At 43.8% G+C, this 22,684-nt stretch carries 18 protein-coding genes; 11 read left to right on the plus strand and 7 right to left on the minus strand.

What is annotated here, in order from left to right; translation table 11 throughout:
* Positions 1–70 precede the first annotated feature (70 nt).
* The 4 genes from R2Q66_RS02835 (at position 71) to R2Q66_RS02850 (ending at position 9,304) form a co-directional block, all read left to right on the plus strand.
* Positions 71–6,043, plus strand: a complete 5,973-nt coding sequence (locus tag R2Q66_RS02835) for a PKD domain-containing protein (RefSeq protein ID WP_316746483.1) — start codon at positions 71–73, stop codon at positions 6,041–6,043.
* 2 nt (positions 6,044–6,045) lie between these two features.
* Complete coding sequence (locus R2Q66_RS02840) at positions 6,046–7,071, plus strand: PorP/SprF family type IX secretion system membrane protein (protein WP_316746484.1); 1,026 nt, start codon at positions 6,046–6,048, stop codon at positions 7,069–7,071.
* 52 nt (positions 7,072–7,123) lie between these two features.
* On the plus strand, positions 7,124–7,780 hold the full coding sequence (locus R2Q66_RS02845) for an MgtC/SapB family protein (protein ID WP_316746485.1): 657 nt from the start codon (positions 7,124–7,126) through the stop codon (positions 7,778–7,780).
* 96 nt (positions 7,781–7,876) lie between these two features.
* Positions 7,877–9,304: an L-serine ammonia-lyase gene (locus tag R2Q66_RS02850; RefSeq protein WP_316746486.1), complete on the plus strand. Its 1,428-nt coding sequence runs from the start codon at positions 7,877–7,879 to the stop codon at positions 9,302–9,304.
* 81 nt (positions 9,305–9,385) lie between these two features.
* On the opposite strand, the gene R2Q66_RS02855 is transcribed toward R2Q66_RS02850, so the two are convergent.
* From R2Q66_RS02855 to R2Q66_RS02875, 5 genes are all read right to left on the minus strand, one after another.
* Complete coding sequence (locus tag R2Q66_RS02855) at positions 9,386–10,075, minus strand: SGNH/GDSL hydrolase family protein (protein ID WP_316746487.1); 690 nt, start codon at positions 10,073–10,075, stop codon at positions 9,386–9,388.
* A 46-nt stretch (positions 10,076–10,121) separates the two neighbouring features.
* Positions 10,122–10,454, minus strand: coding sequence for a DUF2752 domain-containing protein (locus R2Q66_RS02860; protein ID WP_316746488.1), 333 nt, complete (start codon positions 10,452–10,454; stop codon positions 10,122–10,124).
* A gap of 12 nt (positions 10,455–10,466) precedes the next feature.
* Positions 10,467–10,931 carry a DUF5684 domain-containing protein gene (locus R2Q66_RS02865; RefSeq protein WP_316746489.1) on the minus strand — a complete coding sequence of 155 codons (465 nt, stop codon included), beginning with the start codon at positions 10,929–10,931 and terminating at the stop codon, positions 10,467–10,469.
* 76 nt (positions 10,932–11,007) lie between these two features.
* A complete protein-coding gene (lipB, locus tag R2Q66_RS02870; protein ID WP_316746490.1) occupies positions 11,008–11,703 on the minus strand; it encodes a lipoyl(octanoyl) transferase LipB in 696 nt (231 codons plus the stop codon).
* Between the two features lie 10 nt (positions 11,704–11,713).
* Positions 11,714–12,355: a 4'-phosphopantetheinyl transferase family protein gene (locus tag R2Q66_RS02875; RefSeq protein WP_062550659.1), complete on the minus strand. Its 642-nt coding sequence runs from the start codon at positions 12,353–12,355 to the stop codon at positions 11,714–11,716.
* Between the two features lie 66 nt (positions 12,356–12,421).
* Between R2Q66_RS02875 and dcd the strand changes: the two genes are divergently transcribed.
* The 4 genes from dcd (at position 12,422) to R2Q66_RS02895 (ending at position 17,390) form a co-directional block, all read left to right on the plus strand.
* On the plus strand, positions 12,422–12,958 hold the full coding sequence (gene dcd / locus R2Q66_RS02880) for a dCTP deaminase (protein WP_316746491.1): 537 nt from the start codon (positions 12,422–12,424) through the stop codon (positions 12,956–12,958).
* 90 nt (positions 12,959–13,048) lie between these two features.
* On the plus strand, positions 13,049–15,742 hold the full coding sequence (locus R2Q66_RS02885) for a carboxypeptidase-like regulatory domain-containing protein (RefSeq protein WP_316746492.1): 2,694 nt from the start codon (positions 13,049–13,051) through the stop codon (positions 15,740–15,742).
* Between the two features lie 7 nt (positions 15,743–15,749).
* Positions 15,750–16,511 (plus strand): enoyl-CoA hydratase/isomerase family protein, encoded by a 762-nt coding sequence (locus R2Q66_RS02890; protein ID WP_316746493.1) that lies wholly within the window; start codon positions 15,750–15,752, stop codon positions 16,509–16,511.
* A 3-nt stretch (positions 16,512–16,514) separates the two neighbouring features.
* Positions 16,515–17,390 carry an SDR family oxidoreductase gene (locus R2Q66_RS02895; protein ID WP_316746494.1) on the plus strand — a complete coding sequence of 292 codons (876 nt, stop codon included), beginning with the start codon at positions 16,515–16,517 and terminating at the stop codon, positions 17,388–17,390.
* Between the two features lie 19 nt (positions 17,391–17,409).
* On the opposite strand, the gene R2Q66_RS02900 is transcribed toward R2Q66_RS02895, so the two are convergent.
* Positions 17,410–18,459, minus strand: a complete 1,050-nt coding sequence (locus tag R2Q66_RS02900; protein ID WP_316746495.1) for a beta-ketoacyl-ACP synthase III — start codon at positions 18,457–18,459, stop codon at positions 17,410–17,412.
* A gap of 77 nt (positions 18,460–18,536) precedes the next feature.
* Between R2Q66_RS02900 and R2Q66_RS02905 the strand changes: the two genes are divergently transcribed.
* Positions 18,537–18,818, plus strand: coding sequence for an ATP-dependent Clp protease adaptor ClpS (locus R2Q66_RS02905; protein WP_316746496.1), 282 nt, complete (start codon positions 18,537–18,539; stop codon positions 18,816–18,818).
* Between the two features lie 88 nt (positions 18,819–18,906).
* On the opposite strand, the gene R2Q66_RS02910 is transcribed toward R2Q66_RS02905, so the two are convergent.
* Positions 18,907–19,506 (minus strand): thioredoxin family protein, encoded by a 600-nt coding sequence (locus R2Q66_RS02910; RefSeq protein WP_316746497.1) that lies wholly within the window; start codon positions 19,504–19,506, stop codon positions 18,907–18,909.
* A 99-nt stretch (positions 19,507–19,605) separates the two neighbouring features.
* Between R2Q66_RS02910 and R2Q66_RS02915 the strand changes: the two genes are divergently transcribed.
* Positions 19,606–22,098, plus strand: coding sequence for a TonB-dependent receptor domain-containing protein (locus R2Q66_RS02915; RefSeq protein ID WP_316746498.1), 2,493 nt, complete (start codon positions 19,606–19,608; stop codon positions 22,096–22,098).
* Between the two features lie 14 nt (positions 22,099–22,112).
* On the plus strand, positions 22,113–22,667 hold the full coding sequence (locus R2Q66_RS02920; protein ID WP_316746499.1) for an NUDIX hydrolase: 555 nt from the start codon (positions 22,113–22,115) through the stop codon (positions 22,665–22,667).
* Positions 22,668–22,684 lie beyond the last annotated feature (17 nt).

The raw sequence follows: 22,684 nt of genomic DNA on the forward strand, positions 1-22,684 counted from the left end.
AACGTTAGTAATTAATAAACATTGTTAACATTAGCACAAAAAGTTTTAAATTTATCTAAATTTTATTTAGATGGCAAAACGTTCGCTGTTGTTAACGCTTGTAGTATTCTTTACTACGTTCTTGAATTCTTATTCACAAATCGTGATTGGAACCGTTGATCCGGGACCTTATACACCAGGTTCCAGCATCGCGGCCACCTTCAAGATAACTGAAGGAACCTGCCTCCGCCCCGGAAACGTTTTTGAACTATATTTATCTGACAATACAGGTAGCTTTAACGCAAACAACAGAATTGGAACTTATACGGGCTTTTACGCAACATTTGTAAATGGAACAATTCCTAACGGAACGCCTGCTGGTACGGGTTACAAGTTACAAATCCGGTCTACTCAACAACCAGCACTTAACTCAACATCAGCTTCATTTGAAATTAAGAATGGTACCGTCGCGATAGCTGCCCTTAGTTCTGTAGCGAAAACCATCAGCGAGAATCCTTTAACTTTCGGAACCTGTAACTCAAACCCAGGAACCACACCATTTAACCTTAGTAATGAATCAACATCAGATAAAGTTACGGCCACCATTACCGACGAATTAGACGGAGGAACCGCATCCCTGTTAACCTATACTCCTGTCATAAAAAACAACATATTTACGGCAAAACAGGCACATTATACGATCCTTGCCAAGGTGGAGATGCCAGATGGAAGCATTGGAACCCAGGCTTACTTTTTAATCAATAACCCCGCAATTACGGCTTTCACCACCACTTCAGGAAGTACAGTATGCTACCCCACCGGCTCCTTTGAATATGTGGTAACTGTGGATGGGCCAAATGGAATCAATAGAAACTTCCCTGGAAACACTTACAAAATAGATTGGGGAGACACTAAAGTTGATATCTATACAATTTGCGATATTAAAACCGGCGACAATAAAGTAAGACATACTTTCACGGAGTCGTCCTGTGGAAAAGTCTATCAATCCGGCAGTTCCACCAAATACAATGTATTTGGAATTAATGTAAATTTGGAAAGCCCCTTTTGTACCCGTATAGGTACACCAATTTCAACTATTGCTGGAGTTTTTACCAGACCAACTAATAAATTTGCCTATAGCCCCGTAGGCTGTAAAGGTTCCGTGATGACTTTTATAAACGAGTCTACACCTGGCAAAAAGGGTGATGAGGATTCTCCGGGATGTAATGACAATACGTTATACTACACCTGGTCCATCAACGATGAACCAGTAGAGATCGACAAACTAAAAAGTTACAATTTCACGCATATATTTACTGAAAAAGGAACTTACAAAATCACTTTGACCTCTACCACTCAAGGCAGTTGTCAGGCAGAGATCTTTGAACGGACAATATGTATACAGGACCCTCCAGAGCCAAAGTTTGATTTGTCAAGCACTAAAATCTGCCTAACCCCAGGAACCATTACAACAACAGATCGCTCGATCTTAGATAATAGCTGCGGAACTACACCTGCTTATACCTGGAATGTAAGCCCTGCACAAGGAGTTACTTTTATTGATGCCAATGGAAAAAATGGCAAAGAGCCTCAGATTAAGTTTACTCAGCCAGGTGAATACAGCATCTCATTAACCATCAGTAATGGGGGTTGTGCAAAGACTTCAGCGATACAGAAAGTTATTGTTGATGGAGAACCTCTGGCGACGTTATCTCCCGATATTGAATTGTGTGCAAAAGGAACTTTTACCTTTGGCCCTAACGGGAGCGAGACAAATACACTAATCAGTGGTACTGCAAAGGATGATATCCCCGGAACCTATACCTGGGAGGTAACCGGCGGGGCATACGCATTTGTAGCCCCAAATGGTGCGACTAGTAAATATCCTGTTATAGACTTCAAGGATTATGGGGTGTACACGATTAAGCTGACTTATACAAACAACTGTAATACCATCATCAGGCAACAAAAAATCACCTTTACAGAAGCACCCGTACCTTCGATATTTATCGACCCTGATCCAATTTGTTATGCTGCTGATGCGGATTTAGAAGGGAGAACGACTAACGATAATTATGTGAGCTCAAAATGGTCTGTGCCGCTAACAGGAGGAGGAACTTTTAGTAGCCCCGACAATAAAATCACCAGCTATACACCTACTGCACAGGAACGTATTAATGGCAAAGCAACCGTAATCTTTACCTTGACGACCAATTTAGCCGGAGATTGCAAGACTATATCCAGGAGTAAAGAGATTACAATTTTCCCAAATAACACCAGAGTAAATGCCACTAAGACGATATGTACAGGTAGCCCTGTCGACTACGTATTGACTTCAAGTATTTCTGGCAGCAGCTTTACCTGGACTTCCCAACTTACTTCAGGAACTGCCACAGGCAATAGTTTTGGTTCGGGAGGTACCATCGATGAGACCATCATCAATACTGATCCTCTGGTTTCTGCGGTAATTGTGTATACCATTACGCCTAAGGCGAATAACTGTGATGGAACACCATTTAAACTGACGGTTACTGTGGTCCCAAAACCTGTCATTACTGCCAATCCAGTAGCGCCTGAAATATGTAGCGGTAGCAGTACCGGAATCACTTTAAGTACAAATTTACCCGGCGGAACTACCTATAAATGGACCAGTGTTTCCTCTGCTCCATTAGAAATCACCGGAAATCAGCATCAGACAACAGCCACAACATCGAACGTGATTAACCAAATCCTCACCAATAACGGAACCACCAGAGGTACGGTAACTTATACGATTACTCCTTATTCATCAGGAACCGATTGTCCGGGCCAGGCCGTTATAGTCATCGTACAGGTAGACCCAAAAGTAACTACTGCAACAGCGGGTCAAAACAAAGAGTTTTGCGGTGCCAGCAGCTATACGCTGGAAGGAAATGAACCCCGTCATGGAACAGAAACCGGGCTTTGGACACTCGTTTCAGGACAAACAGGACTAGCATTACCTGCCATTTCAGATCCCACACTTTATAACACACAAGTTACCGGCCTCAGCGCAGGAGAAACCTTTAGATTCCGATGGACCATTACAGGTTCGGGTCAATGCCCTGCTAATTTTTCGGAAGTAGAGATCAAGATCAATCTTCCAACAATAGCGGGCGTTATTGATGGAACTGCTACCGTTTGCGAGGGGCGCAATAACGGAGTCCTGAATTTAACCCGAAACACCGGCGCAGTTGTGAAATGGCAAAGTTCAATAGATGAGACGAGCTGGACGGATATCGCCAATACCTCCGCCTCACTTAGTTATACCAATATTACCGGCACAACCTATTACAGAGCAATCGTTAAAAACGGAACTTGCGCGGAAGAATTTACGAACGTCATAAAAATCACGGTAAACCCTGCGGATACCAAAGCGGATGCGGGAGCGCCTCAGGAGCTTTGTAACCAGGGAACCACAGTACTTGCGGGTAATATGCCAATCGCTGCTAATGGAGAATCCGGATTATGGACGGTTATTTCCAGCACGCCAAATGTTGAGTTTTCTGATGCAACAAGTCCTACAGCCAGCGCTAAAAACCTGGAGCCTGGCACAACTTATGTGTTCAGATGGACGATCACCGGAAATTCGGCTTGTGGACCAACATCGGACGAAGTCAAGGTTACAAATCTGCCGGAAATCACCAATGTGATCAGTACGGATAACGGATCGGAAGTCTGTAATGGAAAAACAATCACCCTTGATGACGAGGTTTCTACAGGTGGTAACCGAATCTATACCTACAAATGGGAAAGCAGTACCGATGGAACTAATTTCGTCACGCTTCCTGAAACAAGCGCGAGCTTAACTTACACCTTAACGAACACACTGACTTTCAGAAGAACGATGACCAGTGGCGCTTGTCAGACATTAAGCAATACCATTAGAATGATTGCACAGGAGCCAATCAGCGGAAATACCATTACTGCAGACCAGACCATTTGCAGCGGAGTCTCTCCGATAGGATTAACCGGCTCAACTCCCACAGGATCTGACAACAATTTCTTTTACCAATGGCAATCCAGCACCAATGGTACAGCATGGACAGACCTGCCTGGTGAAATACAAAAAGATTACACCAATATTTTAGCTTTAAACAACACGACCTACTATCGCCGCGTAGTGAAAACACTGTTCTGTGATGGCGCATTGACAAGTATGAGTAATCCGGTAAAAGTAACCGTTAAACCAAACGCCAAAGCCGAATTTACCTGGGTTTTAGATAAAGGTTGTAATCCTTTCGACATCAACATTACGACCGTTCCTTATCCGGATCGCAATGCCAGCTATACCTGGTCTGCTAATGGAGTTGTGATTGGTACCGGAGTCAATTTCCCTGGTTATAAAATCACGGAAAGCAACAAAACTGTAAACATTAAGCTGGTGACCACAAGTAGCCAGGGCTGTACGGATAGTGCTTTCGACCATGATTTTAGTACGATTCAGGAAGTACCGGCCTCCTTTACGCAGAATGTACAGGAAGGATGTGGGCCATTAACCGTAAAATTCTTTAACAACTCGGTTTCCCTTACGGGAGCAACTTTCCATTGGGATTTTGGAAATGGCACCATTTCAAGTCTGATCCAGCCTGAAGATGTGATTTTCTTAGCTGATCCAACAGGAAAAGATAAAACCTATACCATTACCCTGACGGCTACTACAGCCTGTGGCAACAGTACTTTTAACGCTACCGTATTGGTTAAAGCAAAGCCGATTGCTGTATTCTCTCCGAGTAAAACGGTAGGATGTTCGCCAATGCTGGTTAATTTCACCAATACCTCACCGGGAGGAACCAACACCTACACTTATGACTTTGGTGATGGTAGTCCGACGGTGACCACCACCAGTAAACTACCCCAAACTCATACTTACAACACCACGGTAACGAAGACTTTTGTGGTTATAATGACCGCAGTTAACGAATGCGGAACGGATACAAAAACATACAACATCCAGGTTTCTCCACAAAACATTACCCCTGAACTGGTGGTAGACGCCAAAGAGAAAAAAGGCTGTGCGCCATTAACCGTAAACTTCGACAATAACTCTATCGGGGCAACGCGTTTTACCTTCGACTTCGGAGATGGTGGAGCACTGAATACCACTGAACCTGGAATCGTCCAATATATCTTTACCAAACCAGGTAAATACACCGTTAAAATGACCGCTTTTAACGATTGCTCGGAAATCACTGAAGAGGAGGAAATTGAAGTATTGGAGCAGCCCCTTGCCGCTTTCCATGCAGATATCACCCTGGGTTGTGCCGGACTTGCCGTACAATTCAAAAACACCACTCAGGATGGCTTCAGCTATGTATGGGACTTTGGTGATGGCACAACTTCCAAAGAATTTGAACCTAAGCACGTTTACAGTGGAGATCAGGAGTATTATACGGTAACTCTAACCGCTACCAACATCCTCGGCTGTAGCATCTCGGTTAGCAGAAATCAGTACATCCGTATCGTTCCGCCACCAGTAGCGGCATTTTATGTGAACCCATCTACCCTCATCAGCATCCCTGATTATACCTTCAAATTTGAAGATGAAAGTACCGGCAGTCCGAGCACCTGGGCATGGGATTTCGGAGATGGAACGACTTCGGAGAAACAGCATCCAATCCATACTTATCCGGATACGGGAACGTATAAAGTAACCTTAACCACTTTCAACCAACAGGGTTGTTTTACCAGCACTTTTAAACATGTGACGATAAAAGGTGTTCCGGGATACCTGTTTGTACCGAACTCCTTTATTCCCGGCAGCGAATTTCCGGAATTGAGAACCTTTAGCGCCAAAGGATCTGGCATTGCTTCCTGGAAATTCAGCGTGTTCAACAAATGGGCAGAGCTGGTCTGGGAAACCACCAAATTAGACGAAGGCAGACCCGCAGAAGGTTGGGATGGCAATTTTAAAGGTAGTCCGGCGCCACAAGGCGTATACTATTGGAAAATAGACGTCAAAATGATCAATGGAACAGAATGGAAAGGCATGACTTACGACAAATCTGCCCCGAAACGCACTGGTGCAATACATTTAATCAGATAACCATGAAAATAAAGCAACTGACAATGGCGATCCTGATGATGGGCTCCAGCTTATATATCCAGGCACAAGACCATATTTATTCCCAGTTTTTTAATGCACCGGTATACCTCAATCCTGCTTTAACGGGACAGTTTGAAGGAGATATCCGCATGAACCTGATCTATAGAAATCAATGGTCGGGACTTAGTGGCGATCTATCTTATATCTCGGCCTCCGCCGACTTAAACATTCCAAGTTTTGCAGGCGGTGTAGGCGTGATTTTTAACCGCAGCAGTGAAGGGACGGCATTTCTGGTGAAAAACAATGCGGCCATGACCTATGCTTACAGCGTAGGAACGGATGATTTTCTGATGTCTTTTGGGGTACAGGCCGGTTTCACCAATCGCCAGATCAACTGGAATAAACTGGTGTTCTCCGATCAGATCGACCGTCGCTTAGGTTACATTCCAGGAAGTGTTTCTTCGGCTCAACCGCCGGAAATAGACAATAAAATATTCTTTGATGCCGCAGCAGGCACCAATATTATCATCCATAATTTCATGATCGGACTAGGGGTTCATCACCTCAATCAGCCCGATGAATCCTTTACCGGAACCGTAGCCAAGCTACCCATGCGCTTTACCGCCAATGCCAGTTACCGCCTTTCTTTAAACCCATATAGTGGTTATGGCGATGATGAAGGCCCTTATGTAATCCCTTCGGTTGTCTATTACAAACAGGATAAATCCAGTTCGCTGAGTGTGGGCGCACAGTTTAAATACAAAAGTGTAAGCACCGGACTCTGGTACCGAAACAACTCACAAAGCGGCCCGGACGCAATTGTATTCTCGCTGACATTTGACTTGTTTAAAGGCAATCGCAATGGCGAAAAACTAAGGCTAGGGATCAGTCATGACGCCACTACTTCCGGCATCAATTATACCAATACCAGTGGAACAACGGAAGCAAGTATCGGTTATGAGAAGTATTTCCCGAACAGTTCCAGTTATAATAAATTTAATGGACTACGCTGTTATGACTTCTATTAACCGGCATCTACTTTCAGGAAAATCTTTGTTATCTTTAGCTAAGAATTAAGCTATGAATAATATTTTAGAAAGCAGCCACTTCCTCACGCAGACCGAAGTAAACAAGTTTTTACTGGCCACCCTTTTATGTGGTCTGATTGGTGCAGAAAGGGAGCTCAGGAGCAAGCAAGCCGGATTGAAAACGATGATTATGATCGGATTGGGTTCTACCCTTTTCACCATTTTATCGATAAAAATCGGATTGACAAGCCATGACCGGATTGCTTCTAATATCGTTACCGGAATTGGCTTTCTGGGTGCCGGAGTTATCTTTAAAGAAGAGAACCAGGTTAAGGGGCTCACTACCGCTTGTGTGATCTGGATTGTTGCTGCAATAGGCATGGCCACCGGTGCCGGTTATTATGAACAGGCCACCGGCGTCACCTTAATTGTTCTTGCGGCATTGCTGGTCTTCCCTTTTCTGGAGGAAATGGTGGAACGACGCTTCACCAAACGGGTGTATCGCATCGTTAAAAAGTATGAAGATGAGAGTCTTGAGAAATACGAAGAAGACCTTAAAGGTTCCGGATTAAGACTGAGCAGAGGGAAACAGGAACTGGCTAATGGCACCATTAGCGGGACCTGGGTTGCGATTGGAAGTCCAAAAAACCACAAGCAATTTGTAGACCGGATGCTCCAGGACAAAAAGATCATTGCCTTTGATTTTTAAGGTCCATGGTCTGGTAAAATCATTTCACCGTAATTTATGGCCTGAACCCTCCAAAAAATAGCCTGAAATGTCCCTGAACTATATTAGCTTTGTAATATGCAAAGGGAACAGATCTCAGTTTTTGATATTTTTAAGATAGGTGTTGGGCCATCCAGCTCACATACTTTAGGTCCATGGCGGGCTGCTCAACAATTTACTGCCTTATTAAAACAAAAAGATCTACTGGAACAAGTAGATCAGGTTAAGATATTACTATACGGTTCCCTCGCTAAAACCGGAAAAGGTCACGGAACAGATGTAGCCATCCTATTGGGATTAATTGGCGCAGATCCGGTAACTTTTGACGTAAATTCTATTGATTCTACCGTAGAAGAGATCAAAACTTACAAAGTATTGAACCTAAACGGTGAGAAAAACATCAGCTTCACTTACGAGGAAGACCTGGTTTTCCTTTTCTTTGAAAGCCTTCCCTTCCACCCCAATGCGGTTACTTTTCAAGCCTTCTTAAATACCGGCAAAGCCATTTCTGAAACCTATTATTCTATAGGTGGCGGTTTTGTAGTGAAAGAAGGAGAAAGCGGCAGCGATAAAGAACAGGTAGAGCTACCCTTCCCTGTGGAGAAAGCAGCAGACCTGTTACATTGGTGTCTGACTACCGGATTGAAAGTTTCGGAAGTGGTGATGGAGAATGAGCTGGCCTGGCGTACCGAAGCGGAAACCAGAAAAGGCATCATGCAACATTTCAATGTGATGAAGGACTGTACCTACCGCGGTTGTCATACTGCGGGCTTCTTACCCGGCGGACTAAACGTTGCGAGAAGAGCCTGTGCTTTGAATAAGAGATTAGTGGGCAACCATGCCTATACGAATTACGACAGCTGGTTGATGGCCGTCAGAGCCGGTGGAAATGGTTTTAACTATATACTGGATTGGGTAAGCTGTTTTGCCCTGGCGGTGAATGAAGAAAACGCTTCCTTTGGCCGTGTCGTAACTGCGCCTACCAACGGTGCTGCGGGTGTAATCCCGGCAGTTTTACAATATTATATTGCCTTTTGCGATGGCTATACCGAAGAGAAAATCGTGCAGTTTATTGCCTGTGCCTCTGAAATCGGTAGCATTTTCAAAAAAGGAGCAACCATATCAGCAGCCATGGGTGGCTGTCAGGCAGAAATCGGAGTATCTTCCGCAATGGCCGCAGCCGCATTAACAGAGGTTCTGGGTGGTTCACAACGTCAGGTATTAATGGCCGCAGAAATCGCAATGGAACACCATTTAGGTTTAACCTGTGACCCGATTGGGGGTCTGGTACAGATTCCATGTATCGAAAGAAATACCATGGGCGCAATTAAAGCCATTACTGCCAGTCAACTGGCCCTGCAAAGTAATCCTGATAAGGCAAAAGTAAGTTTAGATGCGGTAGTGAATACCATGTGGGAAACGGCATTGGATATGAACTCTAAATATAAAGAAACATCAGATGGTGGTTTAGCCACTAACATTCCAATCAGTTTGCCGGAATGTTAAGCGCTTCAACCTATTGATCACGAAGTATACGAATAAACCTGTTTCATCATTTTGACTCAGTTCATGATTAAAGGGCTTAATTTATTTTAAGCCCTTTAATATTTTTGGTTCCAGCTGATCTGCCCAATCCTTGTACATTTTTTCTGAAGGATGTAATCCGTCTGAAGCGATTAAAGATTCGTCAGATTTTGCGAGGCGCGAAGCCGGTGTAATATCCGTATAACTGACGCCCTCCGCCAGGGTCTCTTCCCTGTTGATTGCATTAAAAGCATCAATTTCCTGTGCAATCGTTTCTGTATCCCGACCACTTTGACGACCAAAAGGAGTAGCTCCCCAATCGGGAATCGAAACGACAAATACATGTGATTTCTTCCCTCCTGCAAATGCGATGGCCTTTTCCAACAAATCCCTGAACTCTGTACGGTATACGTTTTTGGATGCACCACGGTACTGGTTATTTACCCCGATTAACAAAGTAACGATGTCAAATTTCGACTGTAATGCTGCGGCTTTGATCCCCTCCTGTAGTTCAGCTGTTGTCCAGCCTGTCTTGGCAATAATCAAGGGAGTGCCAACCTGGAGCCCCTTTTCTTTTAAACCTTTACGCAGCTGGTGCGGAAAACTGCCGGACAGTGGAAGGGCTTCTCCAATCGTATAAGAATCGCCAATGGCTAAATAGGTCAGGGTATCTGTAGGCATCATAGTTTTTGCATTGTTTTTTCCACAAGCCAATAATAGCAATAAGGAAAGAGATATCAGGAAGGATTTCATAAATAGATATACGGGAAAGGCGGTGCCACAGTTTTAGCACGATAAGCTAGGCATGAAGATGCCCGGCAAACACTTTATAACCGTAATTGATCAGGATAATTGTTCCTGTGATTAGGAAGAGCACTTTAATCAGCGTATCGGACTTACCCTTAGCAAAGAAATGAGCCGGCAAAGCGATGCTGAAAGTGAGCAATAATGGTATGGTTGGCGGATAAAGCTGGAAACTTTCCTGCCATTGTCCATGGATTAAGGCCAGTATGGCCCTTTGAAAGCCACATCCCGGACAATCGAGCCCCGTCAGATATTTGATTGGGCAGGGAATAAAAAAGCGATCCGCCTGAGCTATAAAAGAAGACCAGCCGAATCGCAGATATATCAATAAGTTAAACAATTAAGCCTGAGGCGTAGTTGGTGGTTGATTAAAAGGGTTGTTTCCGTTTCCAAATGGGTTGTTCATGCCATTGAATCTTTGTGCTTCCGCAGCAGAAGGGCCAAGGTATTTATCCGGTCCGAAGCCTAACATAGGTGCAAAGATGAAAGGTAATAGTAACATTCCAACAGTATATCCCACATCCTTACCAAAGCTTTTGCACAATAAGTTCGTCAGCCAGATACCAAAAATCGGGGCGGTACATGGGATCAGGAGCCAGAGAATCCAGATGGTTGGCTTACCAACAATCTCCACCAGGACGATCAAATTGTAGATTGGGATGATTGAAGCCCAGCCCGGCTTTCCGGCCTTTTCGAATATCTTCCACATGCCGACGATATTCAGCACAGCCAGGACCAGCATCAGTAATGAACCGGCTATTGAGAAAATTCCGAGTCCATCGGAAACAGCGTTATTGTAATCCATATTTTGTCTTTTTATAGTAAAGATAATCTTTGCACGCAAAAAAACAAGAAATGATTACGATTAACGAAAAAGAATATTAGAAAAGCTCCATTTGGAACAACTGAGCGATATGTCCTTTCAAAATACCCTTCACTTCTTCCATATCCAGTTTACGTCCTAGTTCACGTTCCATGGAAGTCACATCTTTATCATCGATGCCACAAGGGACAATATTTTTGAAGTAATTGAGGTCTGCATTGACATTGAAAGCGAAGCCATGCATGGTTACCCATCTGCTGCACCTCACACCCATCGCAGATATTTTACGCGCTTTATCGTTATCTGCATCCAGCCAAACACCGGTAAAGCCAGCTGATCTGCCAGCCTCAATACCGTAATCTTTAAGCGTTAAAATGATGGCCTCTTCGAGGGTGCGGAGATAAAGGTGAATATCTGTGAAAAAGTTATCCAGATCGAGAATCGGATAACCTACAATTTGTCCGGGGCCATGGTAAGTAATGTCGCCACCCCGGTTTATTTTATAAAAAGTAGCTTCTTTTTCGATCAGCCCCTGCTCATCCAGCAACAGATTTTCCGGATGACCGCTTTTACCAAGCGTATACACATGGGGATGTTCTACAAAAACAAGGTAGTTGGGTGTTTCCAGCTGCGTATCATTGTTCCTGTTACCGGTTTTAACCGCTATTGTCTGCGTAAAAATCTGATCCTGCTTGTCCCAGGCCTCCTGATAATCAGTCAGTCCCCAATCTATGAACTCTACTTTCTTATTCATCTTTTGAAAATTAAGCGACTACATAACCCAGCATATAGCCGTCGGCGGTTTTGAAATAGTTGACGGTTAGCTCTTTCATTCCCTCGGGAAGTGTGACCAACGCATTCAGACTACCTTCATTTTTAAGCTTGAAAGGTTTGATGTAAATGTCTTGTTTGAACTCGAGACCTTTTCTGCCATTCCATTTATAGATGGCTTCTTTGGCGCACCAGCAAACGTACAGGCCATTGATATTATCTCCAATTTGCTTTTGAGCAAGCTCGATATCAGAAAGAAACTTGTGTCTGATACTTTTGATCTTATGTTTGATCAATTCGATATCTACGCCAACTTTCCTGTTTTTACCAATAATCACCGCTGCATAATCATAAGAATGACTCAGGGAGATGTGGTAATCGAGGTTGGGCAGGAAGGGCTTCCCATGTTCATCCATCTGGCAATCAATGTATTCAGATGTATTTAGCATGGTTCTCAGCAGCACACGGGTACTTAACCAGTGGAGCAACCGTTTCCCGTTGCTTAAAGAGGAAATAAAATCCAGCTCATGCTGTTTCAATTGTAGGCCGGAAAGCAACTGCTCTTCGGTCTCTTCGATTTTCCATACAGCAAGTATGGTATTCTCGTCAATATTTTTATTAAAAACTACGGGCATCTCTATTTTAGAAAACTATGCAAAAGTATCTTAAATTAATCATAATTTAGCCCAATACTTGATAAAATGATACTTTCCGACAAACGAATTCTCGAAGAAATTGAGAAGGGTACCATCATAATTGAACCTTTTAAACCCGAATGTCTGGGTACAAACTCCTACGACGTACATTTAGGCAAATACCTGGCTACTTATGTAGATAGAGTCCTGGATGCAAAGGAGCACAATAAAATCGAAAACTTCGAGATCCCGAAAGACGGATTTGTGTTGCAACCGGGTACCTTGTACCTGGGCGTAACCCTGGAATATACCGAAACTCATGCACATGTTCCGTTTTTGGAAGGTAAGTCCAGCACTGGACGCCTGGGTATAGACATCCATGCAACCGCTGGAAAAGGCGATGTAGGTTTCTGCAATACCTGGACCCTGGAGATTTCCTGCCAGCAACCGGTAAGAATTTATGCAGGTATGCCGATTGGTCAATTGATCTATTTCGGTGTAGACGGCGAAATTGAAACCATGTACAACACTAAAGGAGACGCAAAATATAACAATAAGACCACCAGACCAGTGGAAAGCATGATGTGGAAAAACGAATTCTAACTGCTTAATTCTCTTTCTTTTAAATTTACTTTAAGCCTCAATATTTTGTTATATTGAGGCTTTATTATTTGTTATTAATGCTCATAACTTATGAAACGTAAATTTCTTTATCCTCTTTTGTTAATTACCGGCGTCTTCCTCGCTTTTGCGGCAGGAGTACTGAATGATAACTTTGATATCCTCCTCGAAAGAATGAAGGAATTCAATCAAAAGTATCCTCAGGAAAAAGTCCATCTGCACCTCGACAAGCCCTATTACGCCATCGGCGATAACATCTGGTTTAAAGCTTACCTCTATAATGCAACTACTCAGGAACCCTCCGACATCAGCAAAATATTATACGTAGAGCTGATCAACGAAAGAGACTCCATCAGACAACAATTGAAACTTCCGGTAATTGCCGGAGCAACCTGGGGCAACTTTGCACTGCCGGATACGCTCACAGCAGGGAATTACAGAATCCGCGCCTATACGCAATGGATGCGAAACACGGGTCCGGAGTTCTTCTTCGATAAGACCATCAAAATAGGCTACTCCTGGACCAACACGGTCTCCACAAATACGACTTACAGCTACAGCAAACAAGATAAAGGCGAAAAGATTGATGCCAGCATCATCTTCAAAGACAAAGATGGCAATCCTTATGCCGGCAATGAGGTGAGGTATGAGGTACAGCTAGATTCCAAAAGTACCCTCAAAGGCAAGGCAACCACCAACAACCAGGGAGAAATCTCCATCAGCTTCTTAAACAACCAACCGGAACTCCATAAAAAAGGAAGGATTATTGCCACCATCAGTTTACCGGAGGACAAGAAAGTAACCCGTGAAATCCCGATTAAAGCAACCTCCAGCGTGGTGGACGTCCAGTTTTTTCCGGAAAGCGGAAACCTGATCGATGGTCTCCCTACCAAAATCGCGGTAAAAGCAGTGAATTCCTCCGGCCTTGGGGAAAACATCAGCGGGGTTATTTTGGATGAAACCGGACTGGAAATCAACAACTTTGAAACCAAACACCTGGGTATGGGGAGCTTCGTGATCAACCCACAAAACGGGGTAAAATACCATGCAAAGGTTAAATTTGCGGATGGCTCCGAAAAAGACATCAACCTGCCGGCAACACAACCTACCGGTTACAGCATGACCGTAATGGTTACTGACCCGGAAAAATTAACCATCAAAATCATGAGAAGTGCCGACCTGAGCGGGCCGGTAAAACTCAGACTTGTTGGCCAGCACAATGGCAATGTACTGTTCAGTCCGGTGATCAACATCACTGATCAGCTGGCGACCATAAATATCCCAAAAAAGGAACTCCTGGAGGGTATTTTACAACTTACCCTCTTTACTGAAAGCGACCATCCTATTGCCGAACGCCTTGCTTTTGTTTACAATTCAGCAGATCGTGCCAATATACAATTGACTACAGACAAGACCGTATATGCGAAAAGGGAGAAAGTAGAGATCAAGCTCAACAGTACTTTTAACGGCAAGCCAGTACCCGGAATGTTCTCTGTATCGGTTACCAATAATCAGGCGGTAGCACCGGAACCAGAAACTGAAAGCAATATCCTCAGCAACCTGTTACTCAGCGAAGACCTGATCGGTTATATTGAAAAGCCTAATTACTACTTTATCAATGAAAGTCCGGAAGTGGTCAAAAACATGGATAACCTGATGCTAACGCAAGGATGGAACCGGATATTATGGAAAAATGTGATCAGCAACAGCCCCCCGGTAATCAGGTTTCAACCGGAAAAATCGCTGGGCTTTAGCGGTGTGGTCACCAATTACTCCGGCAAACCCTCCCCTAATACCAAAGTCACGCTGATTTCTACGGCAAGTGGCTTCTTCTCACTGGATACGCTGACAGATGCCAGGGGCAGGTTTAACTTCGACAACCTGCTTTTTATCGATTATCCTAAATTCATCGTTCAGGCAAGAACGGATAATGGCAAAAAACGACTGGATATTAAGATCGATGCTGTTCCGGGACAAGTGGTTACCAAAAGCAAGAATACCGGAGATATCGAAATCAACGTGAACGAGGCCTTATCGGCCTACCTGAAACAAAGCAATAGCTATTTCGATGACCAGAGTAAGCGTGGGCTGTTACAAAAAACACTCCAGTTGAAAGAGGTAAAAATTACACAGCAGAAGCAGCAGGCTAAAAATTCCCAAAACTTAAACGGGGCAGGCAGGGCCGATGCGATCATTACCGCAGAACAGCTGAGTACCTGCCCCACGCTTTCCATGTGTTTGCAAGGCCGTGTTGCCGGACTAACCATTATGAATGGCAAGGCCTACCTGATGAGAAACGGCGGCAGGATTCCTATGTCTATTGTACTCGACGGCATGCGTCTGGAAGATGCCAATCTGGATGATGTGAATGTGTTTGATATTGAAACCGTAGAAATTCTTAAAACAATTGGAAACACAGCCATCTATGGCACCGGAGGCGCAGGTGGTGTGTTGGTGATCACTACAAAACGTGGCGTTGGTAATTATTCAAGTACGATTACCCCTGGCCTGATCGTTATTAGTCCTAAAGGATACAGCGTTCCAAAGGATTTTTACATGCCTAAATACGATGTTGATGAGCCTAACAGGGCTCCGGATCTAAGATCTACCGTATATTGGGGGCCACAACTGATCAGCGGTATGGAAGGAAAAACTAATTTTACCTTCTTCAATACCGACGAACCGGGAACCTATAGGGTAGTTTTAGAAGGAATGGACCTGATGGGACACCTGGCCAGAACAGTTTATACTTATGAAGTAAAATAATAAATATATGAATACGATAAAAGTCACCATAAAAGACCATTTAGCACTGATTACTTTGGACCGTGGAAAATCGAACGCTTTAAACCGTGAGATGATCACCGAGCTGAATGATATGATGAACAGTATTGCTTCGGACCCGAATATTGCCGGAGTAATCATCACCGGGAAAGAAAACTTCTTTTCTGCGGGATTAGACTTAATCGAACTCTATGGTTATTCGGAAGAAGAGGCTGAGTCTTTCTGGCATTTATTCCTTGACTTTACCGCTAACCTGACCGCTTTCCGCAAACCACTGGTTGCCGCTATCAATGGGCACAGTCCGGCGGGAGGATGCGTTATTGCACTCGCTTGCGATTACAGGGTGATGTCGGAAGGAAAAGCCATTATCGGCCTAAATGAGGTGCCGGTTGGCATCATTGTTCCAGGCAGTATTTTCAGTCTGTACTCCTTTTGGATTGGCAGCGCAAATGCCAGCAGAAGCTTACTGGAAGGTAAACTTTTTACACCGGACGAAGCCCTTCAAATCGGTCTTGTAGATGAATTAATCAATCCTGCCAGCATCATTACCGCAGCGGAACGCAAGATCAGAAAATATATGGCCATGGAAAGAAACACCTGGGAGCAAAGCAAGCTGAACATCAGAAAAGACCTGATTGCTGCAACGCGTGCCAACCAAACCGAAGCACTGGCTATTATGTTAAAACAATGGTGGGCACCAACCACCAGAAACATTTTGAAAACCATCATTGATAACCTGCAAAAAAAATAGCTTATGTACAACCAACCTATGTTAAGAGATGATGCTTTAAAAGGAAAAACTATCGTAATCACTGGCGGCGGAACCGGCCTTGGCAAAGCGATGGGGATGTATTTCCTGACATTGGGCGCCAATCTGGTGATCACCAGCAGAAAAGCTGATGTGCTGGAAAAGACGGCCGCAGAAATGGAAAAAGAAACCGGAGGCAAAGTATTAGCCGTAGTCTGCGATGTTCGCGAGTATGAACAGGTAGAAAACGTGCTTGCCGAAAGCCTGAAAACCTTTGGCCGCGTAGATGTCTTGTTGAACAATGCAGCAGGGAACTTTATTTCCCCAACGGAAAGGCTTTCTGCGAATGCTTTTTCTACCGTAATTGATATTGTATTGAAAGGTTCTGTGAACTGTACGCTGGCTTTTGGCAAGCACTGGATCAAGGAAAAACAAACTGCCAATGTGTTAAACATTGTCACCACTTATGCTTTTACCGGCTCTGGTTATGTAGTTCCTTCTGCCTGTGCAAAGGGCGGTGTACTGGCTATGACGCGTTCTCTGGCTGTAGAATGGGGTAAATACGGCATCCGTACCAATGCCATTGCACCGGGACCATTTCCTACCAAAGGTGCCTGGGAACGATTGTTACCGGGAGATCTGGCAGAGAAGTTCGACTTTAAAAACAGGGTTCCCTTGAAACGTGTTGGAGAACATCAGGAGTTAGCCAATCTGGCGGCCTTTCTGATCAGCGATTTCGCTGGATATATCAATGGCGAGGTCATCAGTATTGATGGCGGAGAATGGCTGCAAGGTGCCGGTCAGTTTAACGGACTGGAAGCCATACCGGATGATATGTGGGATATGTTTGCCCAAATGACAAAATCTGCTAAAGGAAGTTAATCCTTTAGCAGTTAAAATATTACCATCTGATTAAAGCACTGGCCCAGGTAAAACCTGATCCAAAGGCGGCCAGGCAAACCAGGTCGCCTTCTTTAATTTTCCCCGCTTCCCAGGCTTCACACAAAGCAATCGGCACAGAAGCCGCGGTGGTATTTCCATATTTCTGAATGTTATTGAATACTTTATCATCGCTCAGTCCCAGCAACTGCTGTACATACTGACTGATCCTTAGGTTTGCCTGATGTGGAATCAGCATGTCCAGATCTGCAGGTGTCAGGTTGTTGGCTTCCAATGCCTCTTTTATCACTTCCGGAAACTTCACTACGGCCTTTTTAAATACCGCAGGACCATCCATATAAGGCAGTGCAGCGCCGCTTTCCAGCTGTTCGGTCGTCATAAATAAACCACCTAGTTCCTGATCCGGGTAACCTGGTTTATCTTTCAGCCACTTATTGGCACTGGCACCAGGGTAATACATGGCCAGAATCTCAGCATCAGCACCATCGCTATGTAAATGTGTGCTCATGATGCCTTGTCCGTCTTTTGTGGAAGGCTGCAAAACGACTGCTCCTGCCCCATCACCAAAGATCACGGAAACATTCCTGCTGCGGGTTTCAAAATCCATGGCAAAAGAGTGTTTTTCGCTACCGACCACCAGAATATTCTTGTACATCCCCGTTTTAATGAACTGATCTGCGATAGAAAGGGCATACACAAAACCGGAGCATTGATTTCTGACATCTAAAGCGCCAATCTCCTTCATTTTCATTTCGCGTTGCAGCAAAACACCACAACCAGGGAAATAATAATCCGGACTTAGGGTCGCGAAGATGACAAAGTCGATGTCTTGTGCCGTAGTTCCTGCACGTTCGATGGCAATTTTCGCAGCTTCTACCCCCATGGTGGTGGTGGTTTCTTCCAGGCGATCTGCAAATCTGCGCTCTTTTATTCCTGTGCGTTCCTGTATCCAGGCATCATTTGTATCCATGAAACGGGACAAATCATCATTGGTATAAACATTCTTAGGCACGTAATAACCTATTCCGGCGATTTTTGAACGATGCATCATATTTGGATTTAATACAAATTTTAAGCAAAATAAACTTTAACTACAACATTATTTTGAAATTAGCTTATTTTTGTAAGATGTCAACAGAAACAAAAGAAGAAACCTTTACACTAGAAGAGATATTAACCTCCTTAAAAACCGTGCATCGGTTAATCCTTTGGAATGATGATATAAACACATTCGACCATGTCATCTACTGCATGATGAAATACCTGGATTATTCGGAAAATCAGGGCGAGAAAATTGCTTTGGAAGTCCACAACAAAGGGAAATGTGCGGTATTAGAAGGATCCTTCACTGAAATGGAAGTTTACCGTAAAATCTTACAGCAAGAAGGTTTAACCGTTACTGTCGACTAAACCCTCTTTTATTTCTTCTTTTTAAATGGTTTAAACCATTTACTTATTGATTTTATGGAATCGATTGATCCGGTTTATGAAAACCAGATTAATCGAGTTGTTGGATGACCGCCTTAAGCTCTTCTTGTGTGCTTTGCGTCTTATCTTTGGCATACCAGCCATGAAGCTGCTCGGCAATGAGCATCATATCTGTACTTTCTTTCTTCCATTCGGCTAACAGCGATTGTAAGACTTTCGGTCTTGGACCCCATTGCGTAACTACCTTTCCGGTTTCATCTAAAATCAGTAATACGGGAATTGCACGGCCACCATTCGTCAAATGCGCGTCAATTAACGGCAGATTCTGATCCCTCAAAACAAATTTAAGGCTTATTTTATCCGGAAAAGCACTGGCAATCTTATTAAATACCGGAACAATTTGCGCGGCATCGCCACACCATCCTTCAGAAATTACCAGAAAACGGTATTGCTTTTTCAGGTTTTGCAGGGCTTCCATTAAATCAGGATTCAAACTCACTGTTTTATCTACCCGGTTCATTCTCTGCACATTCATCTTCGTATAGTGGAGCATAGCCTCGCTATGATCTTCGCCTGTTGTTTTCTTTTGCGACAACAAATCATTCACCAATTCACGGTAATCAGCATAGCTGATTCCTTCTTTATCAAAAATATTACTGTAATTAATCATGTTTAAGCTGTAATAAAATAGTTACGACTCCCTTTTTAAACTTCCGGCCCCTTTCTTTGTCCATCCTAAACAAAACCAAAACTAAGAGAGAAAGTTCCGATGAAGAATCCGTTACACAAAGTACTATTTTTAACGCTTGCCATTTGTATTACAACTGTAAAACTTAATGCCCAGACTACCGGCGACGGTAAGATTACCGCGAAGGTGGTAGATGCAAACACCAATGAAACCATTCCATTTGCTTCGGCAGTTATCCTTGACCGGAAAACCAAAGCCATCGTTAAAGGCGCACAAACTGACATCAACGGAAACCTATCTCTTGTTGGCCTTCCTAAAGGTGTTTTCACTTTTAAATTAAGCTATGTAGGCTACCAGACCATGGTCCGAGATTCTATATCGATCAATGGCGCCATCAAAGACATCAACCTGGGTACCATCAAAATGAAGACTGCCAAAGGAACTGCCCTAAGTGAAGTCAACATTACCGCACAAAAAAGCACCATGCAACTGGGTGTAGATAAAAAAGTATTTTCTGTAGACCAGAGTTTAGTGAGTGAAGGTGGCTCGGCCTCCGATCTTTTACAAAACGTACCTTCTGTACAATCGGATATGGACGGAAATGTAAGCTTAAGAGGTTCTACAGGGGTGAAAGTCCTGATCGACGGAAAGCCTTCACTGATTGCCGGCGGAAATGTGGCGCAAATCCTGCAATCTATTCCGGCAAGTTCTATTGAAAGTGTGGAACTGATTACCAACCCATCTGCAAAATACGATGCCGAAGGACAGTCGGGTATCATCAATATCGTATTAAAGAAAAACAAGAAACTAGGATTAAACGGAAGTCTGGCATTAACCGCCGGTAACCGCGACAACTATAACGCAAGTACCAGTTTAAGTTTCCAAAACAGCAAAGTAAACCTTTACGGAAATTACAGTTACCGCTATGGCAACCGTCTTGGCGGTGGTTATAACAACATCAACTACCTGGATCCGAACTCCACCATTGCCTTCGCCAATCAGAATACCGACTCCAAATCTTTAGATAAAGGACACAATGCGAAAGCAGGAATGGATTATTACCTGACCGATAAGGACGTCATCAGCTTCTCTGCGGGCTTTAACCTGAGAGACAATGACAGAACTGAATTACTAACGATAGACAAGTTAAACCCGCTATATCAGCCAATAGAGCTGAGTAGAAGAACAAATACCAATCTTGGATCGGGCGGTAGTTACGACCTGAACCTTGATTACAGCCATAAATTTAAACAACCAAGAGAAGAACTAACCTTCAATGTAAGTTTCTCCGAAGGAAACAACGACAATTTACAATTGTACAATACCAATATTTACAACCTCAACGGTGTCCCGGTAAATCAACTTCCTGAACTGATTAGCAACGATGGAAGCGGCCTCAACAGGAGTTACAACTTCCAGACCGATTATACCCTTCCTATTGGTAAAACAGGAAAAGTGGAAGCCGGTTACCGCAGCCAGATCCGCATTGCGGAGAACAGTACTTTCTCCGAAATGTTCGACAATATTGCCGGGGAATACCGTCCGAATCTGGATTTAACCAATGATTTCAACAGCAAAGACCAGGTACATGCAATTTATGCCAACTACCAGAACAGCGTTAAAAACTTCGGTTATCAGGTAGGTTTAAGAGCAGAAGACGCCACCTTAGACACCCGTTTAGGCGTGTTCAACAATGCCGGACAACTGAGTTACATCCCTGGAAAAGTAGCCTACACCAGGTTATATCCAAGTATCTTTTTAACCCAGAAGTTCTCCAAAGAACAACAATTACAACTGAGCTACAGCAGAAGAGTGAACAGACCAAGAGGCTGGGATACGAACCCGTTCCTGGACGTTTCAGATCCTTTAAACTACCGTCAGGGTAATCCAAACCTTAAACCGGAGGATGTACATGCCTTTGAATTGAGCTACAGCAAATACTGGCCAAAGATCACCTTTATCTCTACCGCTTACCTGCGTCAGACCAATGATGTGATCCAGAGAATCAGAACAGAACCTGATCAGGACGGTATTACCATTACTACTCCTGAAAACTTAACGAAAGAATTGTCCAGCGGACTGGAGTTAATCGGTCGTTTTGATGTGATGAAAGCCTGGAATTTCACAGCCAATGCCAATTTATACCAGAGTAAAATCGATGGTGTACCCGCATTTGGAATCATCGAGAACTCCGGATTTACCTGGAATGCCAACTTAACCAATAACATCGTTTTACCTTACAACGTTACTTTACAGATCAAAGGAGATTACCGTGCACGTCAGGTAATGGCTCAGGGAACAAGAAACGCGATGTACGGCGTAGATGCAGGTGCTAAATATGATTTCAAAAACAAGAAAGCATCTTTAAGTCTGAATGTAAGAGACCTTTTCAATACCCGTGCCTGGAGCATGACCACCAGCACTGCCAATTCAGTGGTTGATTTCAGACGTTTCATGCAAGGCACCATGGGAAGTTTAACTTTCTCTTACCGTTTTGGAAAAACAGATTTCAAGGCTAAGAAAACCAAAAAATCAGACCAGTCGGAAATGCGTTCCGATGAAGAATCATTTTAAGTATATTTGCGTCCATGGAAGAAAACAATCCCTGGACTACGCTGGAAAGCCGTAAGGTTTATGAAAATAACTGGATCGGACTAACAGAACACCAGGTGCTCAATCCATCCGGAGGCAAAGGAATATATGGCGAGGTACATTTTAAGAACTACGCCATAGGAATCCTTCCTTTAGATGAGGAATTGAACACCTGGCTTGTTGGCCAATATCGCTTTCCACTGAAAGCCTATAGCTGGGAAATTCCTGAGGGCGGAGGCCCCTTAGACGGAGATCCTTTAGACAGCGCAAAGCGCGAACTACAGGAAGAAACCGGCATCATTGCTACCGCATGGACAGAAATCCAACGCCTGCACCTTTCTAACTCCGTGAGTGATGAACTGGCCATTATCTATATCGCCAGAGGCCTTACCATGGGCGAATCTGCTCCAGAAGAAACCGAAGAACTTCAAATCCGTAAACTCCCTTTCGAAGCCGCCTACCAGATGGTTTTAAACGGAGAAATTACCGATAGCATGAGCGTTGCCGCCATTCTAAAAACCAAAATAATACTTCAGGAAACTCATATTTAACGATACCATAGCCACCT

This window comes from Pedobacter gandavensis, assembly GCF_032677645.1.
Classification (GTDB): Bacteria; Bacteroidota; Bacteroidia; order Sphingobacteriales; family Sphingobacteriaceae; genus Pedobacter; species Pedobacter gandavensis_A.

Excerpts from the sequence above, each read along its gene's own strand:
- R2Q66_RS02855 (WP_316746487.1), bottom strand. The coding sequence starts at position 10,075 with ATGAAATCCTTCCTGATATCTCTTTCCTTATTGCTATTATTGGCTTGT.
- R2Q66_RS02910 (WP_316746497.1), bottom strand. The coding sequence starts at position 19,506 with ATGATTAATTACAGTAATATTTTTGATAAAGAAGGAATCAGCTATGCT.
- R2Q66_RS02845 (WP_316746485.1), top strand. The coding sequence starts at position 7,124 with ATGAATAATATTTTAGAAAGCAGCCACTTCCTCACGCAGACCGAAGTA.
- R2Q66_RS02885 (WP_316746492.1), top strand. The coding sequence starts at position 13,049 with ATGAAACGTAAATTTCTTTATCCTCTTTTGTTAATTACCGGCGTCTTC.
- R2Q66_RS02895 (WP_316746494.1), top strand. The coding sequence starts at position 16,515 with ATGTACAACCAACCTATGTTAAGAGATGATGCTTTAAAAGGAAAAACT.
- R2Q66_RS02920 (WP_316746499.1), top strand. The coding sequence starts at position 22,113 with ATGGAAGAAAACAATCCCTGGACTACGCTGGAAAGCCGTAAGGTTTAT.
- R2Q66_RS02915 (WP_316746498.1), top strand. The coding sequence starts at position 19,606 with ATGAAGAATCCGTTACACAAAGTACTATTTTTAACGCTTGCCATTTGT.
- R2Q66_RS02835 (WP_316746483.1), top strand. The coding sequence starts at position 71 with ATGGCAAAACGTTCGCTGTTGTTAACGCTTGTAGTATTCTTTACTACG.
- dcd (WP_316746491.1), top strand. The coding sequence starts at position 12,422 with ATGATACTTTCCGACAAACGAATTCTCGAAGAAATTGAGAAGGGTACC.
- R2Q66_RS02905 (WP_316746496.1), top strand. The coding sequence starts at position 18,537 with ATGTCAACAGAAACAAAAGAAGAAACCTTTACACTAGAAGAGATATTA.
- R2Q66_RS02890 (WP_316746493.1), top strand. The coding sequence starts at position 15,750 with ATGAATACGATAAAAGTCACCATAAAAGACCATTTAGCACTGATTACT.
- lipB (WP_316746490.1), bottom strand. The coding sequence starts at position 11,703 with ATGAATAAGAAAGTAGAGTTCATAGATTGGGGACTGACTGATTATCAG.
- R2Q66_RS02850 (WP_316746486.1), top strand. The coding sequence starts at position 7,877 with ATGCAAAGGGAACAGATCTCAGTTTTTGATATTTTTAAGATAGGTGTT.
- R2Q66_RS02875 (WP_062550659.1), bottom strand. The coding sequence starts at position 12,355 with ATGCCCGTAGTTTTTAATAAAAATATTGACGAGAATACCATACTTGCT.
- R2Q66_RS02865 (WP_316746489.1), bottom strand. The coding sequence starts at position 10,931 with ATGGATTACAATAACGCTGTTTCCGATGGACTCGGAATTTTCTCAATA.
- R2Q66_RS02900 (WP_316746495.1), bottom strand. The coding sequence starts at position 18,459 with ATGATGCATCGTTCAAAAATCGCCGGAATAGGTTATTACGTGCCTAAG.
- R2Q66_RS02840 (WP_316746484.1), top strand. The coding sequence starts at position 6,046 with ATGAAAATAAAGCAACTGACAATGGCGATCCTGATGATGGGCTCCAGC.